The following is a 25887-nucleotide window of genomic DNA, read 5'->3' as shown; positions in this document are numbered from 1 at the left end:
AAATAAAACCACAAAAAGTATGGAAATAAATTATTCTTAAAATAGATGATTAATAAATGTACTCATTTATCGAGATCTTTACTAAGCTAAACTCGCTACCATGACTGCTTTAATCGTATGCATACGGTTTTCTGCCTGGTCAAATGCAATATTCATCGGCGACTCAAATACCTCTTCAGTCACTTCAATGCCGTTTGCTAATTCAGGATACTTTTCAGCAATTTGGCGACCCACTTTGGTTTCGCTATTATGGAATGCAGGTAAACAGTGCATGAATTTTACTTTTGGATTACCTGTACGCTTCATGAGTTCAGGCGTTACTTGATAAGGAAGTAATAACTTAATACGTTCTCCCCAAGCTTCTAATGGTTCACCCATTGAAACCCAAACATCAGTATGCACAAAATCAACGCCGCTTACAGCTTTATCGATATCTTCCGTTACAGTAATCCGCGCACCGCTTTCTTTAGCAAAACCTTTACACATTTCAATAAAACTGGCTTCAGGTAATAGAGCCTTAGGGCCACAAATTCGCACATCCATCCCTAGTTTTGATCCAATTAGTAAAAGAGAATTCCCCATGTTATTGCGTGCGTCACCAATATACACATAACTTATTTGATGAAGTGGCTTGTCACAATGCTCAATCATCGTGAGAACATCCGCGAGCATTTGTGTAGGATGAAACTCATCCGTTAAACCATTAAACACCGGCACACCTGCATAATCCGCAAGTTCTTGCACGGTACTTTGTTTAAAGCCCCGATATTCAATCGCATCATACATTCTCCCAAGAACTCGAGCTGTATCCTTCATGCTTTCTTTATGTCCAATCTGAGAGGAGTTTGGATCAATGTAAGTCACTCTAGCACCTTGATCATAAGCAGCGACTTCAAAGGCACAACGAGTACGCGTTGATGTCTTTTCAAAAATAAGTGCGATATTTTTACCTTTAAGCTGAGGTTGCTCTGTTCCTGCATATTTCGCACGTTTCAAATCACGTGATAAATCTAACAAATAATTAATTTCGCGTTCTGAATGATGAACAAGACTCAATAGGTGTCTATTTTTAAGATTAAAAGCCATAGCGATCTCCTTATCGGATGCCATTAATAAATGCAGGCTACCTTACTATGAATGACTTAATTTCTATTGGATTGGATAGCCTATTTTTGTCCCAAATGCGGAGTTTTGCAACAAAATTCAATCCTTTATTTTGTGATGCTCATCACACTTCATCCCAGAACTTTATATTGCACTTTCTTTATATATAAAAGAGATTTAAAATCCCGTCGATTCTCACACAACAGGAGCACATATGATCAACAGAAGAGATTTCATCCAACTTGGCGCAAGCAGCATTTTAGCGTTGAGTGCGAGCCGTTTTGCTTTTGCGAAAAGCGACACACAAGTCGATTTACGTATCGTAGCAACGACCGATATTCACAGTTTTTTAACTGACTTCGATTACTACAAAGATGCACCTACTGAGAAATTCGGTTTTACCCGTGCAGCAAGCTTGATTCGTCAGGCGCGTCAAGAGGTGAAAAACAGCGTTTTAGTTGATAACGGTGACTTAATCCAAGGTAACCCAATTGCTGACTATCAAGCCGCGAAAGGTTATAAAGAAGGCAAACCAAACCCAGCTGTAGATTGCTTAAATGCAATGCACTATGAAGTAGGCACATTAGGTAACCATGAGTTTAACTATGGTTTAGATTATTTAGCCGATGCAATTAAACAAGCGAAATTCCCAATTATCAATGCTAACGTAGTGAAAGTCGGTACCGAAGAGCCCTATTTCACGCCTTATGTGATTCAAACCAAAGAAGTGGTGGATAGCCAAGGTAAAACGCACAAACTAAACATCGGTTATATCGGTTTTGTGCCACCACAAATTATGGTGTGGGATAAAGCAAACTTACAAGGTAAAGTAGAAACTCGCGATATCGTGAAAACCGCACAAAAATATGTACCAGAAATGAAACAAAAAGGCGCAGATATTATTGTGGCACTTGCGCACACTGGCCCATCTGATGAGCCATATCAAGAAGGTGCAGAAAACTCAGCATTCTACCTTGCTGATGTACCACACATTGATGCGATCGTTTTCGGTCACTCTCACCGTTTATTCCCGAATAAAGAGTTTGCAAAATCACCAAATGCAGATATTGCTAAAGGTACCGTAAAAGGTGTGCCTGAAAGTATGGCAGGCTACTGGGCAAACAACATCAGTGTAATCGACTTAACCCTTGCTCAACACAACGGCAAATGGTTAGTGGCTGATGGTAAAGCGGCACTTCGCCCAATTTACGATGCAGAAAACAAAAAAGCGACCACAGAAAGTGACGCAGAATTGACCGCACTTTTAAAACCTGTGCATGAAGCAACTCGTGAATTCGTGGCACAGCCAATCGGTAAAGCGACCGATAACATGTACAGCTACTTAGCGTTAGTGCAAGATGACCCAACGATTCAAATTGTGAACCAAGCACAAAAAGCTTACGTTGAAAAAGTGGCCCCAAGTGTTGCGGCAATGGCGGGTTTACCAATTTTAAGTGCAGGCGCACCATTTAAAGCAGGTGGCCGTAAAAATGACCCTACTGGCTATACAGAAGTGAACAAAGGTGAATTAACCTTCCGTAACGCAGCAGACTTATACCTCTATCCAAATACCTTAGTTGTTGTGAAAGCAACCGGTGAAGAGCTGAAAGAATGGTTGGAATGTAGCGCAGGTATGTTTAAACAAATCGACCCTGCAAGCGACAAACCACAATTTTTACTTGATTGGGAAGGTTTCCGTACTTATAACTACGATGTGATTGACGGCGTAAATTATGAATTCGACCTTACTCAACCAGCGCGTTATGACGGCGAATGCAAATTGATTAACCCGAACTCACACCGTGTGGTAAATTTAACTTACCAAGGTAAACCAGTTGATCCAAAAGCAGAATTCTTAATTGCGACTAACAACTATCGCGCTTACGGTAATAAATTCCCAGGCACAGGCGATGCACACATTGTTTACGCTTCTCCTGATGAAAACCGCCAAATCCTTGCGGATTACATCAAAGCAGAAAGCGAAAAACATGGCCATGTAAACCCAAGTGCGGATAAAAACTGGCGTTTTGCACCGATTAAAGGTAACGATAAATTAGACGTGCGTTTTGAAACCTCGCCAAGCGAACAAGCAGCGAAATTTATTCAAGACAATGCTCAATACCCAATGAAGAAAGTCGGCACTGATGAAGTGGGATTTGCGGTATATCAAATCGATTTATCGAAATAACAAAAAAGGGCGTGCTCAGCACGCCCTACTTATTTTAAAGTGCGGTCAATTTTGACCTTATTTTTCTTCTTTTGGAAGTCTAATTAAAGCAAAGATCAAGCCGCCCCAAATAATCAAAAGCGACACAATCATCATTGTAAGTGCAATACCTGTCATCTTTATTCTCCTTTTTCTTCAAGATTGAGATTCTCTTCATTTTTCCATTTTAAGCGAGAAAGAATGAACGAAACGACTACAAGCAAAATTGCCATACCCCAACCAAAGGTATTTACGAACCAACTTGGATAACCTTCATAACCTTCTGTAAATACCTTCGCACCTTCACTCAATAACATAAAGGCAAGAATACCCGTGGTGATTACAATGCATAAACGCCATAGGAAACCGACTTTGAATGAAGAGCTTTCATTTAAGTGCTTACCTAATAAGCCAAGTTTTTCATTTGCTACAATCACAATTAATGAAACAAATGCTACCGCTACAATACCAAAGTAGTTTACGAATTTATCCAACACATCAAGCATTGGTAGACCGGTTGTGGTACCGAATAAAATCACTGAAACCACCATCATTGGTAAACCCACAATAAAGGTCGCTTTTGCTCGACGTAAACGGAGTTTATCTTGAATCGCTGAAATGATTACTTCAATAACAGAGATAAATGAAGTTAATGCCGCGAAGGTTAATGAACCGAAGAACAATACCCCTAACACTTCACCAAATGGTGCTTTATTAATGATGGTTGGGAATGCAAAGAAAGCTAAACCAATACCGCCTTTTGCCACTTCACTCACTTCCATACCTTGTGCAGCGGCAATAAAGCCTAATGCCGCAAATACACCGATACCTGCAAGTACTTCAAAGCTTGAGTTCGCAAAGCCAACAACTAAACCACTTCCTGTTAAATCAGAATCTTTTTTCAGGTAAGACGCATAAGTGATCATAATCCCGAAACAAATAGAAAGAGAGAAGAAGATTTGACCGTAAGCCGCAATCCACACACTTGGGTTAGACAATTTTGACCAATCTGGTGTAAATAACGCATTCAAGCCTTTTTCTGCACCCGGTAGAAATAAAGAATAAACAACCAACGCCACAAACATCACCACTAAAACAGGCATTAAGATGTCTGAAGATTTAGAAATCCCTTTTTTAATACCTAAAGAAAGTACGCCTAATGCGACTAACCATACTGCGATTAATGGGCCTGTCACCATGCCAACAAACTCAAAGCTCACACCATTGCTGATATCGCCCATTTTTAAGAATTCGTGTAGGAAGAAATCAATTGGTTTATCGCCCCAGGCAGAATTAAGTGAGAAGTAGGTGTAGCTTGCCGCCCAACCTAATACTACTGCGTAGTAAAGACCGATGATGACGTTCACCATCACCTGCCACCAACCAAACACTTCAAAGTGCGGGTTGAAACGACGATAAGAAAGTGGTGCACCACCACGATGGCGATGACCGATTGCGTAATCTAAGAAAAGCAATGGAATACCAGCGGTTAAAAGTGCAATAAGATAAGGGATAATAAATGCACCGCCCCCGTTTTCATAAGTGGTATAAGGGAAACGCCAAATGTTTCCTAAACCAACAGCGGATCCAATTGCCGCCATAATAAATGCTTTCCGACCAGAGAAGGTCTCACGCTTTGCGTTTGACTGCGTCATATTAAGTTCCTTTTTAATGAAGAAAGATTTCAATATAATGAATTCTAAAACCGAGTCAAGGACTTGGTTAAAAGAGCGGTTAAAAATAGTGAATTTTTTTTAAAATTTACTGTCTAAAGGGCAAATTTGATCTCTATTAACAACCAAAAGGAAACATTTATGGATATCAACAGCATTTTAAATCAAGTTTTAAATGTCGCTAAAAACTCTGCAAGCAAACTTGAAACTGGCAACCAAACTATCGACTCTATTACCAAAGTAGGTGGTGGTGCAGCGTTAGGCGGTATCTTATCGATGATTTTAGGCCGTAGCGGTGGTGCAAGCTTAGCAAAATTAGGCTCACTTGCCGTTTTAGGTAACCTTGCTTATCAAGCTTACCAAAACTATCAAAAATCCCAACAAAGCAGCCAACCAAACATCTCAGAAAATGCGTTTGATGTATTAAATTCATCAAGCCATGTCGATGCAGGCGAATTAATTTTACGCACCATGATCGCCGCAGCGGCAGCTGATGGTGAAATTACTGAAGATGAAAAACAAACTATTGCAAACGAAGCGGGTAACAACCCTGAATTAGCACAATGGCTTGCACAAGAAATCCAAAATCCAATTTCTATCAATGAAATTGCACGTCTTGTAGGCAACGATACTGCACTTGCAAGCAATGTGTACTTAGCGGCTCGTTTAGTAAGCAAAGATTTATCTCGCAAAGAAATCATTTTCTTAGCAGACTTAGCAAAAGCGTTAGGCTTAGACGATGCGCTTGTGGAACAATTAGAAAAACAAGCAGGCTTCTAATTTTACACAAAGAAAACATCATGTTTTCTGACCGCACTTTTCATTCAAAAACACGATAATGTTTGTTATCGTGTTTTTTTCATTGGTTTTTTCGCTAAAACCTAACCAAAGGCGAAAAATTCCGCTACAATGCTGAACTTCAGTGTTTATAAAATTATTCAATAATCATAAAAACGGGAAGCAACATGACAGGCGCACAACTCATTATCCAATGTTTAAAAGCGCATGGCGTAACCGATCTTTTCGGCTACCCAGGCGGGGCAATCATGCCAACCTATGATGCCATCTATGACTCAGGTCTTGATCATCTCCTTTGCCGTAACGAACAAGGTGCCGCAATAGCCGCGATTGGTTATGCGCGCTCTACAGGCAAAGTCGGCGTATGTGTCGCAACGTCAGGCCCTGGCGCCACCAATTTAATTACCGGTTTAGGCGATGCCTTTGCTGATTCTGTACCAATCGTTGCATTTACTGGCCAAGTGGCCGCTCCCCTTATCGGTACCGATGCTTTCCAAGAAGCCGATGTTTTAGGTTTATCTCTTGCTTGCACCAAGCATAGCTACATTGTGCAATCCATTGAAGAACTCCCCGAAATTATTGCCTCTGCTTTCCAAATTGCACAAAGTGGTAGACCTGGTCCAGTTCTCATTGATGTGCCTCGTAACATCCAAGTGAGCGATGTACCTGAACATGTAAAACCTATTATCAAACCAACCGTAAAACCAACCGCACTTTCAGAATTAAAATTAACTGAAGCAAAAGCATTATTGGCACAAGCGAAAAAACCAGTGCTTTATGTAGGTGGCGGTGTAGGTATGGCGAAAGCCACACAATCAGTCAAAAAATTCCTACAAATCACCAAAATGCCATCCGTTTCAACATTGAAAGGTTTAGGCTCAATTAACCCAACCGATCCCGTTTATATGGGCATGATTGGTATGCATGGCACAAGAGCCGCAAATATTGCCGTACAAGAATGTGATTTATTGTTAGTATGCGGTGCGCGTTTTGATGACCGTGTGACCGGTAAATTAGACAGTTTTGCGCCACATGCGAAAGTGATTCATTGTGATATTGATGCAGCAGAAATCAACAAACTTCGTGTAGCAAATGTTGCCCTTCAAGGTGATTTAATTCAAGTTTTAGAGGCTTTAAGTATCCCGCTTGCAATTGACGATTGGCGAGCACACATTCAAGCATTGAAAGCCAAACTCGATTTCACTTATATTGACAATGCAGGCAACCGACCTATTGACCCTTGGTCATTGCTTAACACACTTTCTCAGCGTAAACCTCAAAATGCGGTGATTTGCACCGATGTGGGTCAACATCAAATGTGGTCTGCACAACATATGCGCCATTTTGCACCAGAAAACTATATTACCTCTGCGGGGTTCGGCACCATGGGATTTGGTTTACCAGCAGCGGTAGGCGCGAAAAAAGCACGCCCTCATGATGAAGTGATTTTAGTGACGGGTGATGGTTCATTGATGATGAACATTCAGGAATTAGGCTCTATCAAACGCGGCAAATTACCGGTAAAAATTTTGCTGTTAGATAACCAACGCCTTGGCATGGTGCGTCAATGGCAAGACCTTTTCTGGAACAAACGCCGTTCTGAAACCATTTTAGAAGATAACCCTGATTTCGTGATGTTGGCAAAAGCCTTTGATATTCCAGCTGAACGCATTGAGCGTGCTGATGATGTAGATGCGGCACTTAATCGCTTATTAAATAGTGAAACAGCCTATTTATTACAAGTATGCATTCCACCTGAAGAATGTGTGTGGCCATTAGTCCCACCAGGTGCGTGTAATGCCGATATGTTGGAGGAAATTTAAGATGAACCAATATACTTTTGAATTGACTGCTCAACATCGCCCAGAGGTTTTAGAACGAGTATTACGTGTTATTCGTTTACGTGGCTTTACCGTGACTAATATGGATATGGCATTGGTAGACACCCAAGTGCAGTTAAAAATCACTGTAAAATCTGACCGCACTTTTGATTTGTTGGTGAATCAATTGGCGAAATTGCCGGATGTATTAGGAATAAAATGATGAAAAAATTTATCTTACTTGTTATTTCTATTTTGTTTGTATTTGGATGTACAACAACACAAGAAAAAGAAATATCTAAGCAAACAGAGGTGATTCAAGCCTTTTTTATTGCAAATAATAATATTTATGCTGTAGGGGATTTAAATAGCTATCAGTTCTCTTCTTCTAAATCTGAAGATGTGCAAAATTTCATTAATTTTTTAAACTCTAAAGATATGAAAGCTTTTAAAGAAGCACGCATAGATCGTATTGAAAAAAATAGTGAAGATAACAAAATTAAAGCATTCATATTTATTGAACTTGATAGCAAAAAATTGACTAAAAAAGAGATAGAAAGTTTATTTAATAAACGTGATGTTTACAAATCATCTCAGGGAAATCCTGACTTACTTTTTGGAATAAGTCATGGTGAGCTTGTAAAACTTCAGAATAAAGATGAGATACTAATTAAAGGAAAGCTATCTAAACCATTAAAAACAAATTTTATTGAATATAAAAAATCAACAAGTTTTGATTATGAAGGAACCACAGATGGAGCTTCAATGGCTTTAGTTTGGGGAGGTGTTGCTATTCTTATGATTCCATTAGCAATTATTACATTACCATTTCAAGCTGTAGATTCTTTATCTAAATAATTGTATTTATAAACTTAATTATATCGAATAATTCAACGAACCCTAAAAATTTACTTGGAGAGATTATTTATGCCAAAACTACGTTCAGCGACCAGTACACAAGGTCGTAATATGGCGGGTGCACGTGCCTTATGGCGTGCAACAGGGATGAAAGAAAATGACTTTGGTAAACCGATTATTGCGGTGGTGAACTCATTCACCCAATTTGTACCAGGGCATGTTCATTTAAAAGATATGGGGCAACTAGTCGCGGCTGAAATTGAAAAAGCTGGCGGCGTGGCAAAAGAATTCAATACTATCGCAGTAGATGACGGTATCGCGATGGGCCACGGCGGGATGCTTTATTCCTTACCAAGCCGTGATTTAATCGCAGACAGCGTGGAATATATGGTTAATGCTCACTGTGCTGATGCAATGGTATGTATTTCCAACTGTGACAAAATCACCCCGGGAATGTTAATGGCGGCAATGCGTTTGAACATTCCAACCATCTTCGTTTCAGGCGGTCCGATGGAAGCGGGTAAAACCAAACTTTCCGATCAGCTCATCAAATTAGACTTAATTGATGCAATGATCCAAAGCGCCGATGTGAATGTCAGCGATAAAGATGTTGATGCCATTGAACGCAGCGCTTGCCCAACCTGTGGTTCTTGCTCAGGCATGTTCACCGCAAACTCCATGAACTGCTTAACTGAAGCGCTAGGTTTATCTTTACCGGGCAATGGTTCTATGTTGGCAACCCACGCTGACCGCAAAGAATTATTCTTAAAAGCTGGTCGTCAAATTGTTGAACTTTGCAAACGCTATTATGAACAAGATGATGAAAGCGTATTGCCTCGTTCAATTGGCACCTTTGAAGCCTTTGAAAATGCAATGAGTTTAGATATTGCGATGGGTGGTTCAAGTAATACCGTTTTACACTTATTAGCAGCTGCTCAAGAAGCGGGTGTAGATTTCAAAATGGCAGATATTGACCGCTTATCACGCGTTGTGCCTTGCTTAAGCAAAATCGCGCCAAATACCAATAAATACCACATGGAAGATGTACATCGTGCAGGTGGGATTATGGGTTTATTGGGCGAACTAGATCGTGCAGGTTTAATCCACCGTAACACCAAAACCGTATTAGGTATGACTTTAGAAGAGCAATTAAACCAATACGATATCATCCGCAATAAAGACGAAGAATTACACAAATTCTTCCGTGCAGGTCCGGCAGGCATTCGCACCACGCAAGCCTTCTCACAAGATTGTCGCTGGGATAGCGTAGATGATGACCGTGTAGGCGGCTGTATTCGTAATAAAGAAAATGCGATTTCTCAAGAAGGCGGCTTAGCCGTATTATTCGGTAACATAGCTAAAGACGGTTGTATCGTAAAAACGGCGGGTGTGGATGAGTCTATTTGGAAATTTACCGGTCGAGCAATCGTATTTGAAAGCCAAGAAGATGCGGTAGCCGGTATTTTAGGTGGCAAAGTGAAAGAAGGCCATGTGGTAGTCATTCGCTACGAAGGTCCAAAAGGTGGCCCAGGTATGCAAGAAATGTTATACCCAACCAGCTATTTAAAATCTATGGGCTTAGGTAAAAAATGTGCTTTATTAACAGATGGTCGTTTCTCTGGCGGTACATCTGGTTTATCTATTGGTCACGCTTCTCCTGAAGCCGCTTCTGGCGGTGCGATCGGCTTAGTACATGATGATGATATTATCGAAATCGATATTCCAAATCGCGCGATTAATCTAAAAATCAGCGATGAAGAATTAGCAAAACGCCGTACCGAGCAAGATACCAAAGGCTGGCAACCAGCTAACCGTGAACGTGAAGTGTCTTTTGCATTAAAAGTATTTGGTCACTTCGCTACTTCTGCGGATAAAGGTGCCGTTCGTGATAAAACACTTTTAAAATAGTGTCTGATTCTCCCTCTCTTTTATGAGAGGGAGAAATAAAACAAAGAAAAAATTACCCGCACTTCATCATAAACAACAAATACCATGAAAAACCTACTCACCAATCCTCAACCCTCTCAATCGGATTACATTAACGCGATTGTCAAACTTGGCTCCAGAGTATATGAAGCCGCTACCGTAACTCCACTACAAAAAATGGGCAAATTGTCTGATCGCCTACATAATAATATTTGGATTAAGCGTGAAGACCGCCAGCCAGTAAATAGCTTTAAGCTTCGTGGTGCTTATGCAATGATTTCCAGCCTTTCTGATGAACAAAAACAAGCAGGTGTCATTGCGGCTTCTGCAGGTAACCATGCACAGGGTGTTGCTTTATCTGCTAAACAGCTTGGCTTAAAAGCGTTAATTGTTATGCCACAAAATACACCGAGCATTAAAGTGGATGCCGTTCGTGGTTTTGGTGGCGAAGTGCTGTTACACGGAGCCAATTTTGATGAAGCCAAAGCCAAAGCCATTGAGCTTTCAAAATCTAAACATATGACATTTATCCCGCCATTTGATCATCCATTGGTTATCGCAGGTCAAGGCACATTGGCGATGGAAATGCTACAACAGGTGGCTGATTTGGATTATGTCTTTGTGCAAGTCGGAGGCGGTGGTCTCGCCGCTGGCGTAGCCATTTTGCTCAAGCAATTTATGCCGGAAATCAAAGTCATTGGTGTCGAGTCCAAAGATTCAGCCTGTTTGAATGCCGCCTTAGAAAAAGGTGAACCTACAGATCTAGCACATGTTGGGCTATTTGCCGATGGCGTAGCAGTAAAACGTATTGGTGACGAAACATTCCGTTTGTGTCAAAAATATTTAGACGGTATGGTGCTAGTAGATAGCGATGAAGTTTGTGCGGCAATGAAAGATTTATTCGAAAATGTGCGGGCAATTGCTGAACCATCTGGTGCACTAGGTCTAGCTGGTTTAAAAAAATACGTGAAACAAAACAATCTAGAAGGCAAAAATATGGCAGCGATTTTATCTGGTGCCAACCTGAACTTCCATACATTACGTTATGTTTCAGAGCGTTGCGAAATTGGTGAAAACCGTGAAGCTTTACTGGCTGTAACCATGCCTGAACAACCAGGCAGTTTCTTAAAATTTGCCCATGTCATCGGTAATCGTGCAGTAACAGAATTCAGTTATCGTTATGCAGATAATCAAAAAGCCTGTATTTTCGTTGGTGTGCGCACGGCTAATGAAGCTGAAAAATCGGAAATTATTGCTGATTTAACGAAAAACGGCTTTGATGTAGAAGATATGTCTGATGATGATATTGCGAAAACTCACGTGCGTTATTTAATGGGTGGACGAGTTTCTAATCATCATGAACGACTTTATAGCTTTGAATTTCCAGAACAAAAAGGCGCTTTACTTAAATTCTTAGAAATTTTGGGTAAACGTTGGAATATTTCATTATTCCATTACCGTGCTCATGGAGCTGATTACGGTAATATTCTTGCAGCTTTCCAATTAGGCGAAAAAGATAACGCAGAATTTGAAAAAGCTTTAGCTGAACTCGGCTATGTTTATGAAGATGTGAGTGAAAGTAAAGCGTATCGATATTTCTTACGATAGAAAAACAAAAAGAGCGGTCAAAATAACCGCTCTTTTTTATTATCATTAACTTATCGTTTTGATTTAACGAGTTTTTCAGTAAGTTCGTAAGCACGAAGTTTCGCTAACTCTTTAGAAAGTTTAGCTACAAGTAAATCATGATCCACATCAACAGCGTGATTCACAATATTTTCTTCCGCTTTACGTTTTGCTTCACGAATACGATCTGCATCTAACTCGCTACCGCGAATTGCAACATCGGCAAGTACCGTTACTACTTTAGGTTGAACTTCTAAGAAGCCGCCTGAAACATAGATAACTTCTTCGTTGCCATCTTCGAGAGTAAATTTAACAATCCCTGGCTTAATCGCCGTCATCAAAGGGGTGTGGTTTGGTAAAATACCTAGTTCACCTTCCACACCTGTTGCTTGGATTTGTTTCACAGCACCTTCAAAGATTTTTCGCTCTGCGCTGACTATTATTAGGTTAAATGTCGCCATTTTTGTTCTCCTTCAAATGACTTGAAGTGATTACATATTTTTGGCTTTTTCTAGCGCTTCGTCGATTGTACCGACCATGTAGAACGCTTGTTCTGGAATATGGTCGTATTCGCCGTTTAAAATACCTTTAAAGCCGCGGATAGTTTCTTTTAAAGAAACGTATTTACCTGGAGTACCGTTAAATACCTCAGCAACGAAGAACGGTTGTGATAAGAAACGTTCAATTTTACGTGCACGTGCTACCACAAGTTTGTCATCTTCAGATAACTCGTCCATACCAAGAATTGCGATAATATCTTTTAATTCTTTATAACGTTGTAAGATACCTTGTACGCCACGCGCTACATCATAGTGCTCTTGACCAACAACGAGTGGGTCTAATTGACGTGAAGTTGAATCTAATGGGTCAACCGCAGGATAAATACCTAAAGACGCAATTTGACGACTTAATACAACTGTTGAGTCTAAGTGCGCGAAAGTTGTTGCCGGAGATGGGTCAGTTAAGTCATCCGCAGGTACGTATACCGCTTGAACAGAGGTGATAGAACCTGTTTTGGTTGAAGTGATACGTTCTTGTAACACACCCATTTCTTCTGCTAATGTTGGTTGGTAACCTACCGCAGATGGCATACGACCTAATAACGCAGATACTTCAGTACCAGCAAGGGTATAACGATAGATATTATCCACGAAGAATAATACATCACGACCTTCGTCACGGAATTTCTCTGCCATAGTTAAACCGGTTAACGCAACACGTAAACGGTTACCTGGTGGCTCATTCATTTGTCCGTAAACTAATGATACTTTATCTAATACGTTAGAATCTTTCATTTCATGATAGAAGTCGTTACCTTCACGAGTACGTTCACCTACACCCGCAAATACGGAGTAACCTGAGTGCTCAATCGCGATATTACGGATTAATTCCATCATGTTAACGGTTTTACCTACACCCGCACCACCGAATAGACCTACTTTACCACCTTTTGCGAATGGACAAATTAAGTCGATAACTTTGATACCAGTTTCTAATAATTCCGTACTGTTAGATTGTTCTTCGTAGCTTGGTGCTGGACGGTGAATAGACCAATTTTCTTCCGCGCCAATTTCACCTTGCTCATCGATTGGTTCACCTAATACGTTCATAATACGGCCTAACGTTTTAGTTCCTACTGGAACTTGAATCGGGTTACCCGTATTTTCTACTTTTAAGCCACGTTTTAAGCCGTCAGATGTACCTAATGCGATACAGCGAACTACACCGCCACCTAATTGTTGTTGAACTTCAAGGGTTAAACCTGATTCAACTTTTAATGCATCGTAAACTTTTGGTACTGCATCTTGTGGGAATTCAACGTCAATCACCGCACCGATGATTTGTACAATTTTTCCTGCTGACATTACCGTTCCTCTTTCATTAAATCGCTGCCGCGCCGGCGACGATTTCGTTTAATTCATTTGTAATACTTGCTTGACGGGCTTTATTGTAAACTAATCGCAAGTCATTGATTAAATTACCTGCATTATCAGTTGCCGCTTTCATTGCTACCATTCTAGCAGCTTGCTCGGAAGCAAGGTTATCTACCACAGATTGATACACTTGTGATTCCAAATAACGAGTAAGCAAACTGTCTAATAAGACTTTTGGCTCTGGCTCGTAAAGGTAATCCCAGGTGCTTTGTCTTTGCTCTAAATTATCGGTTTCTAATGCCGGTAATGGTATTAATTGTTGATAAACAGGTTTTTGCGCCATTGTATTAACGAATTTATTGTAGGCAATATAAACTGCATCTACTTCTTCGTCTTTATAGCTACCAAACATACCGTTTGCTACACCAATTAAGTCTTCCATTGTCGGATTATCACCCAAACCGGAAAGTTGTGCACGGACAGGTAATCCTAATGAACGGAAGAAGCTAATGCCTTTTGAGCCAATTAAACCCAATTCAACATTAACACCTTTATCTTTCCATTGTTTGATTTCTGTCATGACGGTTTTAAACAAGTTAATGTTCAAACCACCACACATTCCGCGGTCAGTCGAGACCACTAAGATCCCGACTTTTTTCACTTCGCGTTGAATTAAAAATGGGTGTTTATAACCAACACTTGCTTTAGAGACGTGGCTGATAACATTTCGTATTGTTTCAGAATACGGACGAGAAGCCGACATACGATCCTGCGTTTTACGCATTTTCGAGGTCGCCACCATTTCCATTGCCTTTGTAATTTTTTGTGTACTTTGTACACTGGCAATTTTGGTTTTTATCTCTTTTGCACCTGCCATCTTATTTCTCCGTTACTTTTACCACGCGCTGTTGGCTTTAAAGTTATCCAAAATCGATTTCAATGATGCTTTAACTTCATCATTGTAATTACCGGTTTTGGTCAATTCAGCCATAAACTCGCTGTGGTTACGGCGAGCGTAATCTAAAAGTGCGGCTTCAAAACTTGCAATTTTTTGTAATTCCACATCTTCTAAATAGCCAAACTCAACCGCGAAAAGCAACACAGATTGCTCTGCTACGCTAAGCGGTACATATTGTTTTTGTTTCAATAATTCAGTGACTTTTTCACCGTGAGAAAGTTGTTTGCGGGTAGCATCATCAAGGTCAGATGCGAACTGAGCAAACGCCGCTAATTCACGATATTGAGCTAATGCGGTACGGATACCACCAGCTAATTTTTTCACTACTTTAGTTTGTGCAGAACCACCCACACGAGATACCGAAATACCAGGGTTTACCGCTGGACGAATACCAGAGTTAAATAAGTTAGATTCTAAGAAAATCTGACCATCGGTAATCGAAATTACGTTGGTTGGAACGAATGCTGAAACGTCACCAGCTTGAGTTTCAATAATAGGAAGAGCGGTTAAAGAACCAGTTTTTCCTTTTACTGCACCTTGAGTGAATTTTTCTACGTATTCTTCATTTACACGTGCTGCACGTTCAAGTAAACGTGAGTGTAGATAGAATACGTCACCTGGATATGCTTCACGACCTGGTGGACGACGTAATAATAATGAAATTTGACGATAAGCAACGGCTTGTTTTGATAAGTCATCGTAAACGATTAACGCATCTTCACCGCGATCACGGAAATATTCACCCATTGCACAACCAGCATAAGGCGCTAAATATTGTAAAGCAGCTGATTCAGATGCAGATGCCGCAACAACGATAGTGTTTTCAAGCGCACCATGCTCTTCTAATTTACGCACTACGTTTGCAATAGTTGACGCTTTTTGACCGATTGCTACATAGATACATTTAATACCCGAATCACGTTGGTTAATGATTGCGTCGATTGCTAATGCTGTTTTACCAGTTTGACGGTCACCGATGATTAATTCACGTTGACCACGACCGATTGGAACCATGGAGTCAACCGCTTTATAACCAGTTTGTACAGGCTGATCAACAGATTTACGATCGATAACACCTGGTGCAATGACTTCAACAGGAGAGAAACCATCGTTTTCAATTTCACCTTTACCATCGATTGGTTGACCAAGTGTATTTACCACACGACCTAATAAACCTCGACCAACTGGTACTTCAAGAATACGGCCAGTACATTGTACTTCCATACCTTCCGCTAAATCTGCGTAAGGACCCATTACTACCGCACCAACAGAATCACGTTCAAGGTTAAGTGCCATTGCGTAACGGTTGCCTGGTAAGGCGATCATTTCGCCTTGCATCACATCGCTTAAGCCATGAATACGAATAATCCCGTCGCTTACAGAAACAATTGTCCCTGTATTACGGGCTTCGCTCACCACGTCAAATTGAGCGATGCGTTTTTTAATCAATTCACTAATTTCAGTTGAATTTAGTTGCATCTTGTATTCCTCTTATAATTGCAACTCATTTGCGAGACGAACAAGTTGTCCACGACTACTTCCGTCAATCACAAAATCTTCTGTACGAATCACTACACCGGCAATCAGTGAGCTATCTACATTGCAATTTAATTTCACTTTGCGAGCTAATCTTTTTTCCATTGCAGCTGCAATTTTTTCGATTTGTGTTGCATTCAATGGTTGTGCTGAAGTTACTTCAACTTCTGCAATAGCTTGATGTTCTTCCACATAATGTTTAAATTCTTCAAACATGGTAGGAATCGCACTCAAACGCTTATTTTCAGCCATTAACCGAATAAGATTTTGCCCATATTGATCCAATTGTTCGCCACAAATAGAAATTACTGTATCAGCTAATTTCTGTGCAGAAAGAGAACTACTTAAGTAAGCTTTTACCGTTTCATCTTCAGCTACGGCTGCAGCAAAACCTAACATTTCAGTCCATTTTTCAACCGCACTTTGTTCAATGGCAAAGTCGAATGCAGCTTTTGCATAAGGGCGAGCTATTGTAGTTAATTCTGACATAAGCTAAGCCTCTTATAACTCTGCAACTAATTTATCAATAATGTCATTGTTTGCCGCTTCATCAATAGAACGACCCACAATTTTCTCAGCACCCGCTACTGCTAATGAAGCCACTTTAACTCGTAATTCTTCTTGAACACGTTTACGTTCTGCTTCTACTTCAGCATAACCTTGAGCAATAATTTTTGCTTTTAGTTCTTCAGCTTCTGCCTTCACTTCGTCTAACACTTCATTGCGACGTTTATTTGCAGCATCTAAAATTTCTTGAGCTTGTACTTTTGCAGATAGAAGTTCTTGTTCAACAAGATTTTTAGTATCTGCTTGCTCTTTTTTCGCTGCTTCAGCTGACGCTAAGGCGTTCGCAATTTGGCTTTGACGTGTTTCAATCGCATTAATAATTGGTGGCCAAACAAACTTCATGCAGAACCACACAAAAAGTGCGAACGCAATAAGTTGACCAATCAATGTTGCATTTAAATTCACAACGTCCTCCTTACTATGCTTGTTTTACGTTGATAAGCAAATAAGGTGATTAGTGTAATAAACCGATGAATGGGTTTGCGAAAATGAAAAGTAATGAAATACCAACAGCAATCATTGCAATCGCATCCAAAAGACCAGCCACGATAAACATTTTAGTTTGTAGGCTAGATGCTAATTCAGGTTGGCGAGCAGATGATTCTAAGAATTTACCACCTAAGATCGCAAAGCCGATTGCAGTACCTAATGCAGCAAATGCAAGAAGAATTGATGCACCAATGATTGTCGCTGTAATTACAGTTTCCATAATGTTCTCCAATAGATAGAAGTTAAGTTTAGCCCTAGAGCCGGTTAATAAAAATTAATGTTCTGCTTTGTTATAAGCAATACTTAAATAAACCACCGTTAACATCATAAAGATGAATGCTTGTAACGTAATAACCAAAATATGGAAAATAGCCCAAGCTAGGTGTAATGGGATTCCCAATGCTGCAATGGCCACATTTGCAGAGTACATCACAGCGATAAGAATAAAGATTAATTCCCCTGCATACATATTACCGAAAAGACGGAAAGCAAGAGAAATCGGTTTAGCTAATAAAGTTACCGTTTCAAGAATAAAGTTTACAGGAATAAACGCCCAATGATTAAAAGGGTGGAGTGTATATTCTTTAACTAAACCACCAAAACCTTTTGATTTAATTGTATAGAAAAGAATGAGAAAGAATACACAGATTGACATACCTAATGTTGCACTGATATCTGCTGTTGGTACTGCTCTTAAGTAATGAATACCAAAAAGACCGGCAAATTGAGGAAGAAAATCAACTGGGATTAAGTCGATAGCATTCATAATGAATACCCAGCAGAAAATGGTTAAAGCAATTGGTGCGACCACATTACGCGGACCATGAAAGTTTTCTTTCACAATACCATCAACCCAACCTACAACAATTTCAACCAAACATTGCATTTTGCCTGGTACGCCTGTCGTAGCATTTTTTGCAACACGAGAAAAGATAAACAAGAAAATCACTGCCGATACAATTGAGAAAAAAAGCGTATCGAAGTGAACGTTCCAGAAACCATCACCTGTCTTCAAGAAAGACAAGTGGTGACTAATATATTCGGAAGTTGTTTGTCCAGACATAGTCAACCCTTTGTAGAAAAATTAAGATCTATTTAACAAAAACGGAATAACATTATTCAACGCTAATGCTGTAAAAAAACCAACAAAAAACAAAATAAAATGTGAGATAGCAAGCCATTTAAAGGACACCCCCACAAGCACAATCGTTAGTATAAACTTTAACGCTTCACCACGATAAAATGCTGTTAATTTTGTTGAAAAATCTTGTTTGCGAAAAAAAACAATATAAGCAAAAGCACAAAATGGTACAAAAGCACTGATAAATCCTAAACTGAAATCTACCGCACTTTCACCTTGCCAAATTGCAAGGAATACCCCAAAAACAACAAGACAAACCGACTCAATAATTATCGCCTTTTGATATCGATTTTTAGCCTGTGTTAAAACCTTAGACATTATCTTATTTTTTTAAAATACAAAAACTATCTAATTATACCCGCGCTACAAAGAGTTTCAACTTTTAAACCACTAAAAAATGTTAAACAAATCACACTTTTAAAAAAATATTCACAAAATCATCACAAAAAAAGTGTGTTTTATCGTAAAACGATTAAATGTCGTTCACCTACAAGCTCAGGGACATGTAAAGTTATCACGTCTTTTATTTCGAATTTTTTGTCTAATTCTTGAACTTCATCTTCGTGATAAATGCCTTTCAAGGCATAAAAATATCCATCTTTTTTTAGCAAATGATGACACCAATCTGTCATATCTTTTAACGAAGCAAATGCACGACTTAGTACACCGTCGAATTTTTGTTCAGGTTGGTATTCCTCAACGCGGCTAAGAACGGGTTCTACATTTGTTAGTCCTAACTCACGTACTGCATTTCGAATAAAGCTAATACGCTTACCTAAACTATCTAACAAGACAAATTGCTTGGTAGGATTAATAATGGCTAGAGGCAGACCTGGCAAGCCTGGACCGGTTCCTACATCAATAAAACGATCCCCTTGTAAATAAGGACTAACAACAATACTATCCAAGATATGTTTCACTAACATTTCCTGTGGATCACGCACAGAGGTTAAGTTATAGGCTTTATTCCATTTATTGAGTAATTGCACTAACTGAATAAGTTGATCTTTTTGTCGATCTGTTAATTGAATTTCAGCTTGAGTCAGTAAATTTTCGAGTTTTGCTTTCATTTTTCTATCTATCTTGTCTGTTTGTCGTCATTCTACTTGAAAATGCCTACCTTGAAACATTATTTCTTCTGGCTTGCTAAAATATTCCCTAAATTTGTTTCCAACCAATCCACTAACTCAAACATCTTATTAGAAGCCTCTGTTCCAAATTCTGTTAATGTGTAATCCACTTGCGGTGGCACGGTATTATAGGATTTACGGATTAACATACCATCAGCCTCCAATTCCTGCAGGGTTTTAGTCAACATACGCTCGCTTACGCCATCAATAGCACGGCGAAGTTCACTAAAACGCTTGGTGCCAGAATGTAAACTCACTAACACTAATGCGCCCCAACGGCTGGTTAAATGTTGCAAAATTTGGCGAGAAGGGCAAGCTGAAGCCAGTACGTTCCCACGATTTAAATTTTTTTCCATTTTTAATTCCTTAAAAATCACAATTTGAAAATTATTTTTAAAAAATTCCAAAACTTACGTTTATGTAAGTACTTCTCAAAAGTAAGTATTAAAATATAATACGCCACATCAAGCGAACAATCAAATGTTCAAACATCATTTCAACTTAACGAGAAGGAAAACATCATGACAACTAAAACTATCGCAATTACTGGTGCAACAGGTCAATTTGGCTCAATCGCATTAGACTTATTAAAAGCAAAACAAGCAAACGTTCTTGCGCTTGTACGCTCTCCAGAAAAAATTTCAGGTGTAGAAGCTCGCAAATTTAATTATTCAAAAACAGAAGGACAAGTAGAAGCATTACAAGGCGTAGATACATTAATTTTGGTATCAAGTAATGAAATAGGTCAGCGTTTTGTACAACACAACAACGTAATTGAATCAGCGAAAAAAGCAGGCGTGAAACATATTATCTACACCAGCTTACTCGGTGCAACCAACGACAACACAGTGAAATCTCTTGCCGGTGAGCACGTTGAAACTGAAGCTGCACTAAAAGCCTCAGGCATTACTTACACCATTTTACGCAATGGTTGGTACACCGAAAACTACACGGCTTCAATTCCGGCAGCATTAGCAAATAATGCTTTCTACGGTTCAGCAAAAAACGGCAAAATTTCGTCTGTATTCCGTGCAGAACTTGCTGAAGCAGCGGTAAACGTCGCATTAAGTGAAGGTCATGAAAACCAAACTTACGAACTTGCCGGATCAACCAGTTGGACATTAGCCGACCTTGCAGCAGAAATCAGCAAACAAACAGGTAAAGATATCCCTTACGTAGATATTCCTGCAGCAGATTATACCGCTGCACTTGTGCAAGCAGGATTAGATGAAGGCTTTGCAGGCTTAATTGCACAATGGGATGTAGATGCATCAAACGGTGCATTATTCTCAGAAGACAAAACCCTTGAGAAATTGCTTGGCCGTCCAACAGCAGGATTGGATGTAGCAGTGAAACAAGCTTTATCCCACTAATAACATTTGACTAAAACAAGGTGCGGTTATTATCGCACCTTTTTAAATGGCATTTATGTATTAATTTGTTGCAGCTATTTATTCTTTATGTGCATAATGAGTTCGATTAAATAAATGTTAGATAAAATAAAAATGAATAATAAAAATTTTAAATTAACTAGAGAAGATAATGGTGAGGATATAGGATTTGCTATATCTTGCATGTATTCTCAAGCTATTACTCTAGATGAATTTAAATCCTGGATTGACTATGTCATTTTAAATAGCAAAGTTGAAGATTTACCATCATACATCTGGGAAATTGTTGATTGGGATGGAAAATATAACATTTATGAATATATAGGTTTTACACCTTATGGAATTGAAGGGCGTTTATCTGATGCATTGACTGGTATTGCTATAAAAAGAAATATGGATATATTTGAGCCTGTTTCTAAAAAGAAAGCATTAGATGCATTAAGAAAAAATCCTAACTTAGTCAAAAAATTTAAAGATTTCTTTCCATTTATAAAATTTGATTTATAAACCACACTTAATAAAAAAGTGCGGTTAGTTTTAACCGCACTTTTCATTTTTAAACATTATTCGCCGCGTTTAAGCATCCCTTGTTTTTTCAAATTCACCAGAATAATTGAAATTGCCGCAGGGGTAACACCTGAAATTCGGCTGGCTTGGCCAATGGAAACTGGACGATGCTGTTCCAACTTCGCACGTACTTCATTAGATAAACCAGACACTTTGCTGTAATCAAAGTTAGCTGGAATTGCCGTATTTTCGTGGCGTTTTTGTTTCTCAATTTCTTCTTGTTGATGCTCAATATAGCCTTGATACTTAATAGCAATTTCTACTTGTTCTACGGCTTCTCGGTCTTCCATTGCCGGTTTGTATGGCGTTAAAGAAGTTAAAATATCGTAGGTCATTTCAGGACGGCGCAATAAATCTTCACCGCTGGCTTCACGCACAAGTGGGCTGCCAAGCACTTTATTCGCTTCTTCTAAATATTCAGAACGCGGATGCAACCAAATGCTGCGTAAGCGTTGGCGTTCCTGTTCGATATTTTCCATTTTTTGATTGAAGCGAGCCCAACGAGCCTCATTAATCAAACCTAATTCATGGGCAATTGGCGTTAAACGAATGTCCGCATTGTCTTCACGTAATAACAAACGGTATTCCGCACGAGAAGTAAATACGCGATACGGTTCTTTGGTACCAAGCGTACAAAGGTCATCCACCAATACGCCAGTATAAGATTGATCGCGGCGTGGATACCATGCCTCTTTCTCTTGTACATAAAGACCTGCGTTAATCCCAGCCAATAAGCCTTGTGCTGCTGCTTCTTCATAACCGGTTGTACCGTTAATTTGACCCGCAAAGAATAAACCCGAAATCGATTTAGTTTCTAACGTTGGTTTTAAGTCACGTGGATCAAAATAATCATATTCAATGGCATAACCTGGTTTAATGATGCGAGCTTTTTCCAAACCTTTCATAGAATTCACAATACCCATTTGTACGTCAAACGGCAAACTAGTAGAGATCCCGTTTGGATACACTTCATTACTGGTTAATCCTTCCGGTTCCAAATAAATTTGATGTGAATTACGATCCGCAAAACGCATCACTTTATCTTCAATGGATGGACAATAACGAGGGCCGATCCCTTCAATTACACCGGTATACATTGGACTGCGATCCAAGTTATTACGGATCACTTCATGGGTTTGTTCATTAGTGTGGGTGATATAACAAGGAATTTGTTGAGGGTGATCATCCACTGATCCCATAAAAGAGAATACAGGCAACACCTCATCACCATGTTGTTTAGTCAATATATCGAAATTTATCGTGCGTGCATCAATACGCGGTGGTGTACCGGTTTTTAAACGATCTACACGTAAATTCAGATCACGTAAACGATGAGAAAGTGTAACAGATGCCGGATCACCAGCTCGGCCACCTTCATAATGTTCTAAACCTATATGGATCTTACCCGCTAAGAAAGTACCAGCTGTTAAAACCACCGATTTAGCACGGAATTTAAGTCCCATTTTGGTTTCCACACCACAAACGCGATCTTGCTCAATTAAAATATCAGTTACTTCTTGTTGGAAAATATCTAAATTTGGTTGATTTTCTAGTGTGATGCGTACGGCTTGGCGATATAAAACGCGGTCAGCTTGAGCTCGGGTTGCACGTACAGCAGGCCCTTTACTGCTGTTTAAAGTACGAAATTGAATCCCCGCCTTATCTGCAGCATGAGCCATTAACCCGCCCATGGCATCTACTTCTTTCACTAAATGGCCTTTACCAATACCACCAATAGCGGGGTTACATGACATTTGTCCAAGGGTATCAACATTATGTGTCAATAATAGGGTTTTTAATCCCATCCGTGCCGGAGCCAATGCGGCTTCTGTACCGGCATGACCGCCACCCACAACGATCACATCATAATTTTCGGTGTAAAACATATCTCTCTCTTCGTCTTCAATTTGATCTTCGATCTAAAAATAGGCGCTATTCTACTGAAAATTACGTGTGCTTGAAAGCAAGAATTCAATCTGTGATAAGATAAGATCGAGAGGTAATAAAGATAAGATCTATTTATATATAAAGATCTTATTATTGTTACTATTAGGATCCTTTTACCTTGTTAATAAGATCCTTTTCCTTTTTTAAATGAATAAGTTAGATCGTTTTAGACTGTGTTGAAATGTCATCAGTTTGAAGGCTTTTTCTTGTGGATAACCTTCAATTTTATCCACAGTTAAAACAATTATCATATTTACTCAGTGGAAAAGAACACGTTTTTGACAGGTTTTATTAAAGTTATCCACAGGTGATTTTTTTTGGATAATAGATAAAGAAAAAGCGATAACTCAAATTATCGCTTTATTATGACTAAAGTGCATTTATAAATTGTGGTAGCCAATCTTCAGCAAATTGTTCTTGATCATCAACATGCAAGACATCGATTTTTAAACTGTCGCAAATTTTGACCGCATTTTTTTCACTTAATTGTGTTTCAACTTTATTCACGGCATGACAGAATGTATCGTAATCTGAATTACCTAAGCCTACAACGGCAAAGCGGAGGGAAGAGAAATCTTTATCTGATGCCGCAATTTGTTCAAAGAGTAGTTTCAAATTATCAGGCAATTCACCTGCACCATGTGTTGAAGTGACAATCAACCAAATATTTTCATCAATCACATCATCAAGTTCTGGTCCGTGGAAAAGTGCGGTAGAAAAATCTTGTGTTTTTAGCACATCTTCTAAATGTTCCGCTACATATTCAGCGCCGCCTAATGTGCTGCCTGAAATCACGCAAATATTCATATTGTTTCCTAATAAGAAAAAAGGCTTAGATTTTCTAAGCCTTTATAGTCATTATACGTTGTCGAATTTACCCAACAATGAACGAATATGTTCTTGCCAGTTGCGGTGTTCATTTTTAAGTTGCTCGTTTTCATGTTGCAACGCTTCTACCGCTTGTTGAGATTGATTTTTTTGTTCTTTTAATTCTTCTACTTCAAGTTGAAGTAATTGAATGGTTTCTACTGCTTGTCTAATTTTTTCTTCAAGCTGATCTAAAATTTCTAAAGACATAGTGATTTCCTTTTTTAAAATAAGTCCGAAACGGCTTTATTCTACCGACTTAATCCTATTTTTAAAAGCCTCTTGTCAAAATTTATTATGTAAACGTTTGCTTAGTGATAAAATAACGAGACTTTTTGCATTGGGAGAGAAAAATGAATCGTGCATTAGCTATTGAATTTTCAAGAGTAACCGAAGCAGCTGCATTAGCGGCTTATACTTGGCTTGGACGTGGTAATAAAAATGCGGCAGATGAGGCGGCAGTCAAAGCCATGCGTTATATGCTGAATTTAATCCATATGGACGGTGAAATTGTGATTGGTGAAGGGGAAATTGACGAAGCACCAATGCTTTATATTGGCGAAAAAGTGGGCTCGGGTAATGGTGAGCTCGTTTCTATTGCGGTTGATCCGATTGACGGCACAAGAATGACTGCAATGGGCCAATCAAATGCTATTTCAGTATTAGCTGCTGGCGGTAAACGCACTTTCTTAAAAGCGCCAGATATGTATATGGAAAAATTAGTTGTAGGCCCTGAAGTAAAAGGCATGATTGATTTAAGTTTACCAATTGAACAAAACCTTCGCCGTGTGGCTTCTCGTTTAGGTAAATCCTTATCAGATTTAACAGTAATGGTACTCGCTAAACCGCGTCATGATGAAGTGATTAAGCAAATGCATAATCTAGGTATTCGTGTGATGGCTATTCCAGATGGTGATGTTGCGGCTTCGGTTTTATGTTGCTTACCGGATGCTGAAGTGGATATGGTTTATGGTATTGGCGGTGCACCTGAAGGTGTGGCAGCTGCCGCTGCAATTCGCGCATTAGGTGGAGATATGCAAGCTCGTCTTATTCCACGCAATGAAGTGAAAGGCGATACAGAAGAAAACCGTAAAATTGCCGCTGAAGAAGTTCAACGTTGTGAAGCCTTAGGTGTGAAGGTCAATGAAATCTTAAAATTAGAAGATTTAGTACGTGATGATAACCTTGTTTTTGCCGCAACGGGAATTACGCACGGTGAATTACTTAAAGGGATTTCTCGCCGTGGCAACTTGGCCACCACAGAAACTTTATTAATCCGTGGTAAATCACGCACCATTCGTAAAATCCAATCCATCCATTATCTCGATAGAAAAGATTCTGAAATCTATGAGATTTTAAGAAATTAGTGAAAATAAAAGAGCGGTCATAAAAAACAATGAATTTTTTGA

General features: G+C 39.3%; 27 protein-coding genes. 10 read left to right on the top strand and 17 right to left on the bottom strand.

The window, feature by feature from the left end; translation table 11 throughout:
* Positions 1–81: 81 nt before the first annotated feature.
* Positions 82–1086: an ornithine carbamoyltransferase gene (locus HMPREF3279_RS04335; protein ID WP_070868194.1), complete on the bottom strand. Its 1005-nt coding sequence runs from the start codon at positions 1084–1086 to the stop codon at positions 82–84.
* A gap of 232 nt (positions 1087–1318) precedes the next feature.
* Between HMPREF3279_RS04335 and cpdB the strand changes: the two genes are divergently transcribed.
* Positions 1319–3292 (top strand): 2',3'-cyclic-nucleotide 2'-phosphodiesterase, encoded by a 1974-nt coding sequence (gene cpdB / locus HMPREF3279_RS04330; protein WP_070868193.1) that lies wholly within the window; start codon positions 1319–1321, stop codon positions 3290–3292.
* 57 nt (positions 3293–3349) lie between these two features.
* Here cpdB and HMPREF3279_RS10095 read toward each other — a convergent pair whose 3' ends face one another.
* Both HMPREF3279_RS10095 and HMPREF3279_RS04325 read right to left on the bottom strand, forming a co-directional pair.
* The gene (locus tag HMPREF3279_RS10095) at positions 3350–3448 is read right to left on the bottom strand and encodes a methionine/alanine import family NSS transporter small subunit (RefSeq protein WP_111327440.1); all 99 of its coding nucleotides are present in this window, start codon (positions 3446–3448) and stop codon (positions 3350–3352) included.
* A gap of 2 nt (positions 3449–3450) precedes the next feature.
* Positions 3451–4965, bottom strand: a complete 1515-nt coding sequence (locus tag HMPREF3279_RS04325; protein WP_070868192.1) for a sodium-dependent transporter — start codon at positions 4963–4965, stop codon at positions 3451–3453.
* Between the two features lie 159 nt (positions 4966–5124).
* Between HMPREF3279_RS04325 and HMPREF3279_RS04320 the strand changes: the two genes are divergently transcribed.
* The 6 genes from HMPREF3279_RS04320 to ilvA all read left to right on the top strand — a co-directional run bounded on the left by HMPREF3279_RS04320 (position 5125) and on the right by ilvA (position 11993).
* Entirely contained in the window at positions 5125–5763 is a 639-nt protein-coding gene (locus HMPREF3279_RS04320; RefSeq protein WP_070775162.1) for a tellurite resistance TerB family protein, read from the top strand.
* Between the two features lie 185 nt (positions 5764–5948).
* Positions 5949–7604 (top strand): acetolactate synthase 2 catalytic subunit, encoded by a 1656-nt coding sequence (gene ilvG, locus HMPREF3279_RS04315; RefSeq protein ID WP_070868191.1) that lies wholly within the window; start codon positions 5949–5951, stop codon positions 7602–7604.
* A 1-nt stretch (position 7605) separates the two neighbouring features.
* The gene (gene ilvM / locus HMPREF3279_RS04310; RefSeq protein WP_070868190.1) at positions 7606–7824 is read left to right on the top strand and encodes an acetolactate synthase 2 small subunit; all 219 of its coding nucleotides are present in this window, start codon (positions 7606–7608) and stop codon (positions 7822–7824) included.
* Positions 7821–8459 carry a hypothetical protein gene (locus HMPREF3279_RS04305; protein ID WP_143422660.1) on the top strand — a complete coding sequence of 213 codons (639 nt, stop codon included), beginning with the start codon at positions 7821–7823 and terminating at the stop codon, positions 8457–8459. Before ilvM ends, HMPREF3279_RS04305 begins: the two co-directional genes overlap by 4 nt.
* Positions 8460–8528: 69 nt before the next feature.
* Positions 8529–10367 carry a dihydroxy-acid dehydratase gene (ilvD, locus tag HMPREF3279_RS04300; protein ID WP_070590951.1) on the top strand — a complete coding sequence of 613 codons (1839 nt, stop codon included), beginning with the start codon at positions 8529–8531 and terminating at the stop codon, positions 10365–10367.
* Between the two features lie 84 nt (positions 10368–10451).
* Positions 10452–11993, top strand: coding sequence for a threonine ammonia-lyase, biosynthetic (ilvA, locus tag HMPREF3279_RS04295; RefSeq protein ID WP_070590949.1), 1542 nt, complete (start codon positions 10452–10454; stop codon positions 11991–11993).
* Between the two features lie 50 nt (positions 11994–12043).
* On the opposite strand, the gene HMPREF3279_RS04290 is transcribed toward ilvA, so the two are convergent.
* The 11 genes from HMPREF3279_RS04290 to HMPREF3279_RS04240 form a co-directional block, all read right to left on the bottom strand.
* On the bottom strand, positions 12044–12472 hold the full coding sequence (locus tag HMPREF3279_RS04290; protein WP_005699104.1) for a F0F1 ATP synthase subunit epsilon: 429 nt from the start codon (positions 12470–12472) through the stop codon (positions 12044–12046).
* A 30-nt stretch (positions 12473–12502) separates the two neighbouring features.
* Positions 12503–13876, bottom strand: a complete 1374-nt coding sequence (gene atpD / locus HMPREF3279_RS04285; RefSeq protein ID WP_005694944.1) for a F0F1 ATP synthase subunit beta — start codon at positions 13874–13876, stop codon at positions 12503–12505.
* Positions 13877–13892: 16 nt separating this feature from the next.
* Positions 13893–14762: a F0F1 ATP synthase subunit gamma gene (gene atpG, locus HMPREF3279_RS04280; RefSeq protein WP_005694946.1), complete on the bottom strand. Its 870-nt coding sequence runs from the start codon at positions 14760–14762 to the stop codon at positions 13893–13895.
* Between the two features lie 18 nt (positions 14763–14780).
* Entirely contained in the window at positions 14781–16322 is a 1542-nt protein-coding gene (gene atpA, locus HMPREF3279_RS04275) for a F0F1 ATP synthase subunit alpha (protein WP_049365101.1), read from the bottom strand.
* A gap of 12 nt (positions 16323–16334) precedes the next feature.
* Positions 16335–16868 (bottom strand): F0F1 ATP synthase subunit delta, encoded by a 534-nt coding sequence (gene atpH, locus HMPREF3279_RS04270; protein WP_070868188.1) that lies wholly within the window; start codon positions 16866–16868, stop codon positions 16335–16337.
* 12 nt (positions 16869–16880) lie between these two features.
* Positions 16881–17351: a F0F1 ATP synthase subunit B gene (gene atpF / locus HMPREF3279_RS04265; protein WP_005699161.1), complete on the bottom strand. Its 471-nt coding sequence runs from the start codon at positions 17349–17351 to the stop codon at positions 16881–16883.
* Between the two features lie 49 nt (positions 17352–17400).
* Entirely contained in the window at positions 17401–17655 is a 255-nt protein-coding gene (atpE, locus tag HMPREF3279_RS04260; RefSeq protein ID WP_005629249.1) for a F0F1 ATP synthase subunit C, read from the bottom strand.
* A gap of 54 nt (positions 17656–17709) precedes the next feature.
* Entirely contained in the window at positions 17710–18498 is a 789-nt protein-coding gene (gene atpB, locus HMPREF3279_RS04255) for a F0F1 ATP synthase subunit A (protein WP_014064469.1), read from the bottom strand.
* A 21-nt stretch (positions 18499–18519) separates the two neighbouring features.
* Positions 18520–18894 (bottom strand): ATP synthase subunit I, encoded by a 375-nt coding sequence (locus HMPREF3279_RS04250; RefSeq protein WP_070868187.1) that lies wholly within the window; start codon positions 18892–18894, stop codon positions 18520–18522.
* 140 nt (positions 18895–19034) lie between these two features.
* Positions 19035–19646 (bottom strand): 16S rRNA (guanine(527)-N(7))-methyltransferase RsmG, encoded by a 612-nt coding sequence (gene rsmG, locus HMPREF3279_RS04245; RefSeq protein WP_070868186.1) that lies wholly within the window; start codon positions 19644–19646, stop codon positions 19035–19037.
* Between the two features lie 59 nt (positions 19647–19705).
* Positions 19706–20062 (bottom strand): winged helix-turn-helix transcriptional regulator, encoded by a 357-nt coding sequence (locus HMPREF3279_RS04240; RefSeq protein ID WP_070868185.1) that lies wholly within the window; start codon positions 20060–20062, stop codon positions 19706–19708.
* 165 nt (positions 20063–20227) lie between these two features.
* Here HMPREF3279_RS04240 and HMPREF3279_RS04235 point away from each other — a divergent pair, with 165 nt between their 5' ends.
* A complete protein-coding gene (locus HMPREF3279_RS04235; RefSeq protein WP_070868184.1) occupies positions 20228–21079 on the top strand; it encodes an SDR family oxidoreductase in 852 nt (283 codons plus the stop codon).
* Between the two features lie 114 nt (positions 21080–21193).
* The gene (locus HMPREF3279_RS04230; RefSeq protein WP_083327167.1) at positions 21194–21604 is read left to right on the top strand and encodes a hypothetical protein; all 411 of its coding nucleotides are present in this window, start codon (positions 21194–21196) and stop codon (positions 21602–21604) included.
* 56 nt (positions 21605–21660) lie between these two features.
* Here the strand turns inward: HMPREF3279_RS04230 and mnmG are convergent, their stop codons facing one another.
* The 3 genes from mnmG to HMPREF3279_RS04215 form a co-directional block, all read right to left on the bottom strand.
* Positions 21661–23550: a tRNA uridine-5-carboxymethylaminomethyl(34) synthesis enzyme MnmG gene (mnmG, locus tag HMPREF3279_RS04225; protein WP_070868183.1), complete on the bottom strand. Its 1890-nt coding sequence runs from the start codon at positions 23548–23550 to the stop codon at positions 21661–21663.
* A 430-nt stretch (positions 23551–23980) separates the two neighbouring features.
* Positions 23981–24418 carry an FMN-binding protein MioC gene (gene mioC, locus HMPREF3279_RS04220; protein WP_070868182.1) on the bottom strand — a complete coding sequence of 146 codons (438 nt, stop codon included), beginning with the start codon at positions 24416–24418 and terminating at the stop codon, positions 23981–23983.
* Positions 24419–24469: 51 nt separating this feature from the next.
* Positions 24470–24688, bottom strand: coding sequence for a cell division protein ZapB (locus HMPREF3279_RS04215; protein WP_049370030.1), 219 nt, complete (start codon positions 24686–24688; stop codon positions 24470–24472).
* Between the two features lie 143 nt (positions 24689–24831).
* Between HMPREF3279_RS04215 and glpX the strand changes: the two genes are divergently transcribed.
* A complete protein-coding gene (gene glpX, locus HMPREF3279_RS04210; RefSeq protein WP_014064477.1) occupies positions 24832–25845 on the top strand; it encodes a class II fructose-bisphosphatase in 1014 nt (337 codons plus the stop codon).
* Positions 25846–25887 lie beyond the last annotated feature (42 nt).

It is taken from the genome of Haemophilus sp. HMSC71H05, assembly GCF_001838635.1.
GTDB lineage: Bacteria > Pseudomonadota > Gammaproteobacteria > Enterobacterales > Pasteurellaceae > Haemophilus_D > Haemophilus_D parainfluenzae_R.
This window is presented reverse-complemented; position numbering and strand designations above follow the sequence as displayed.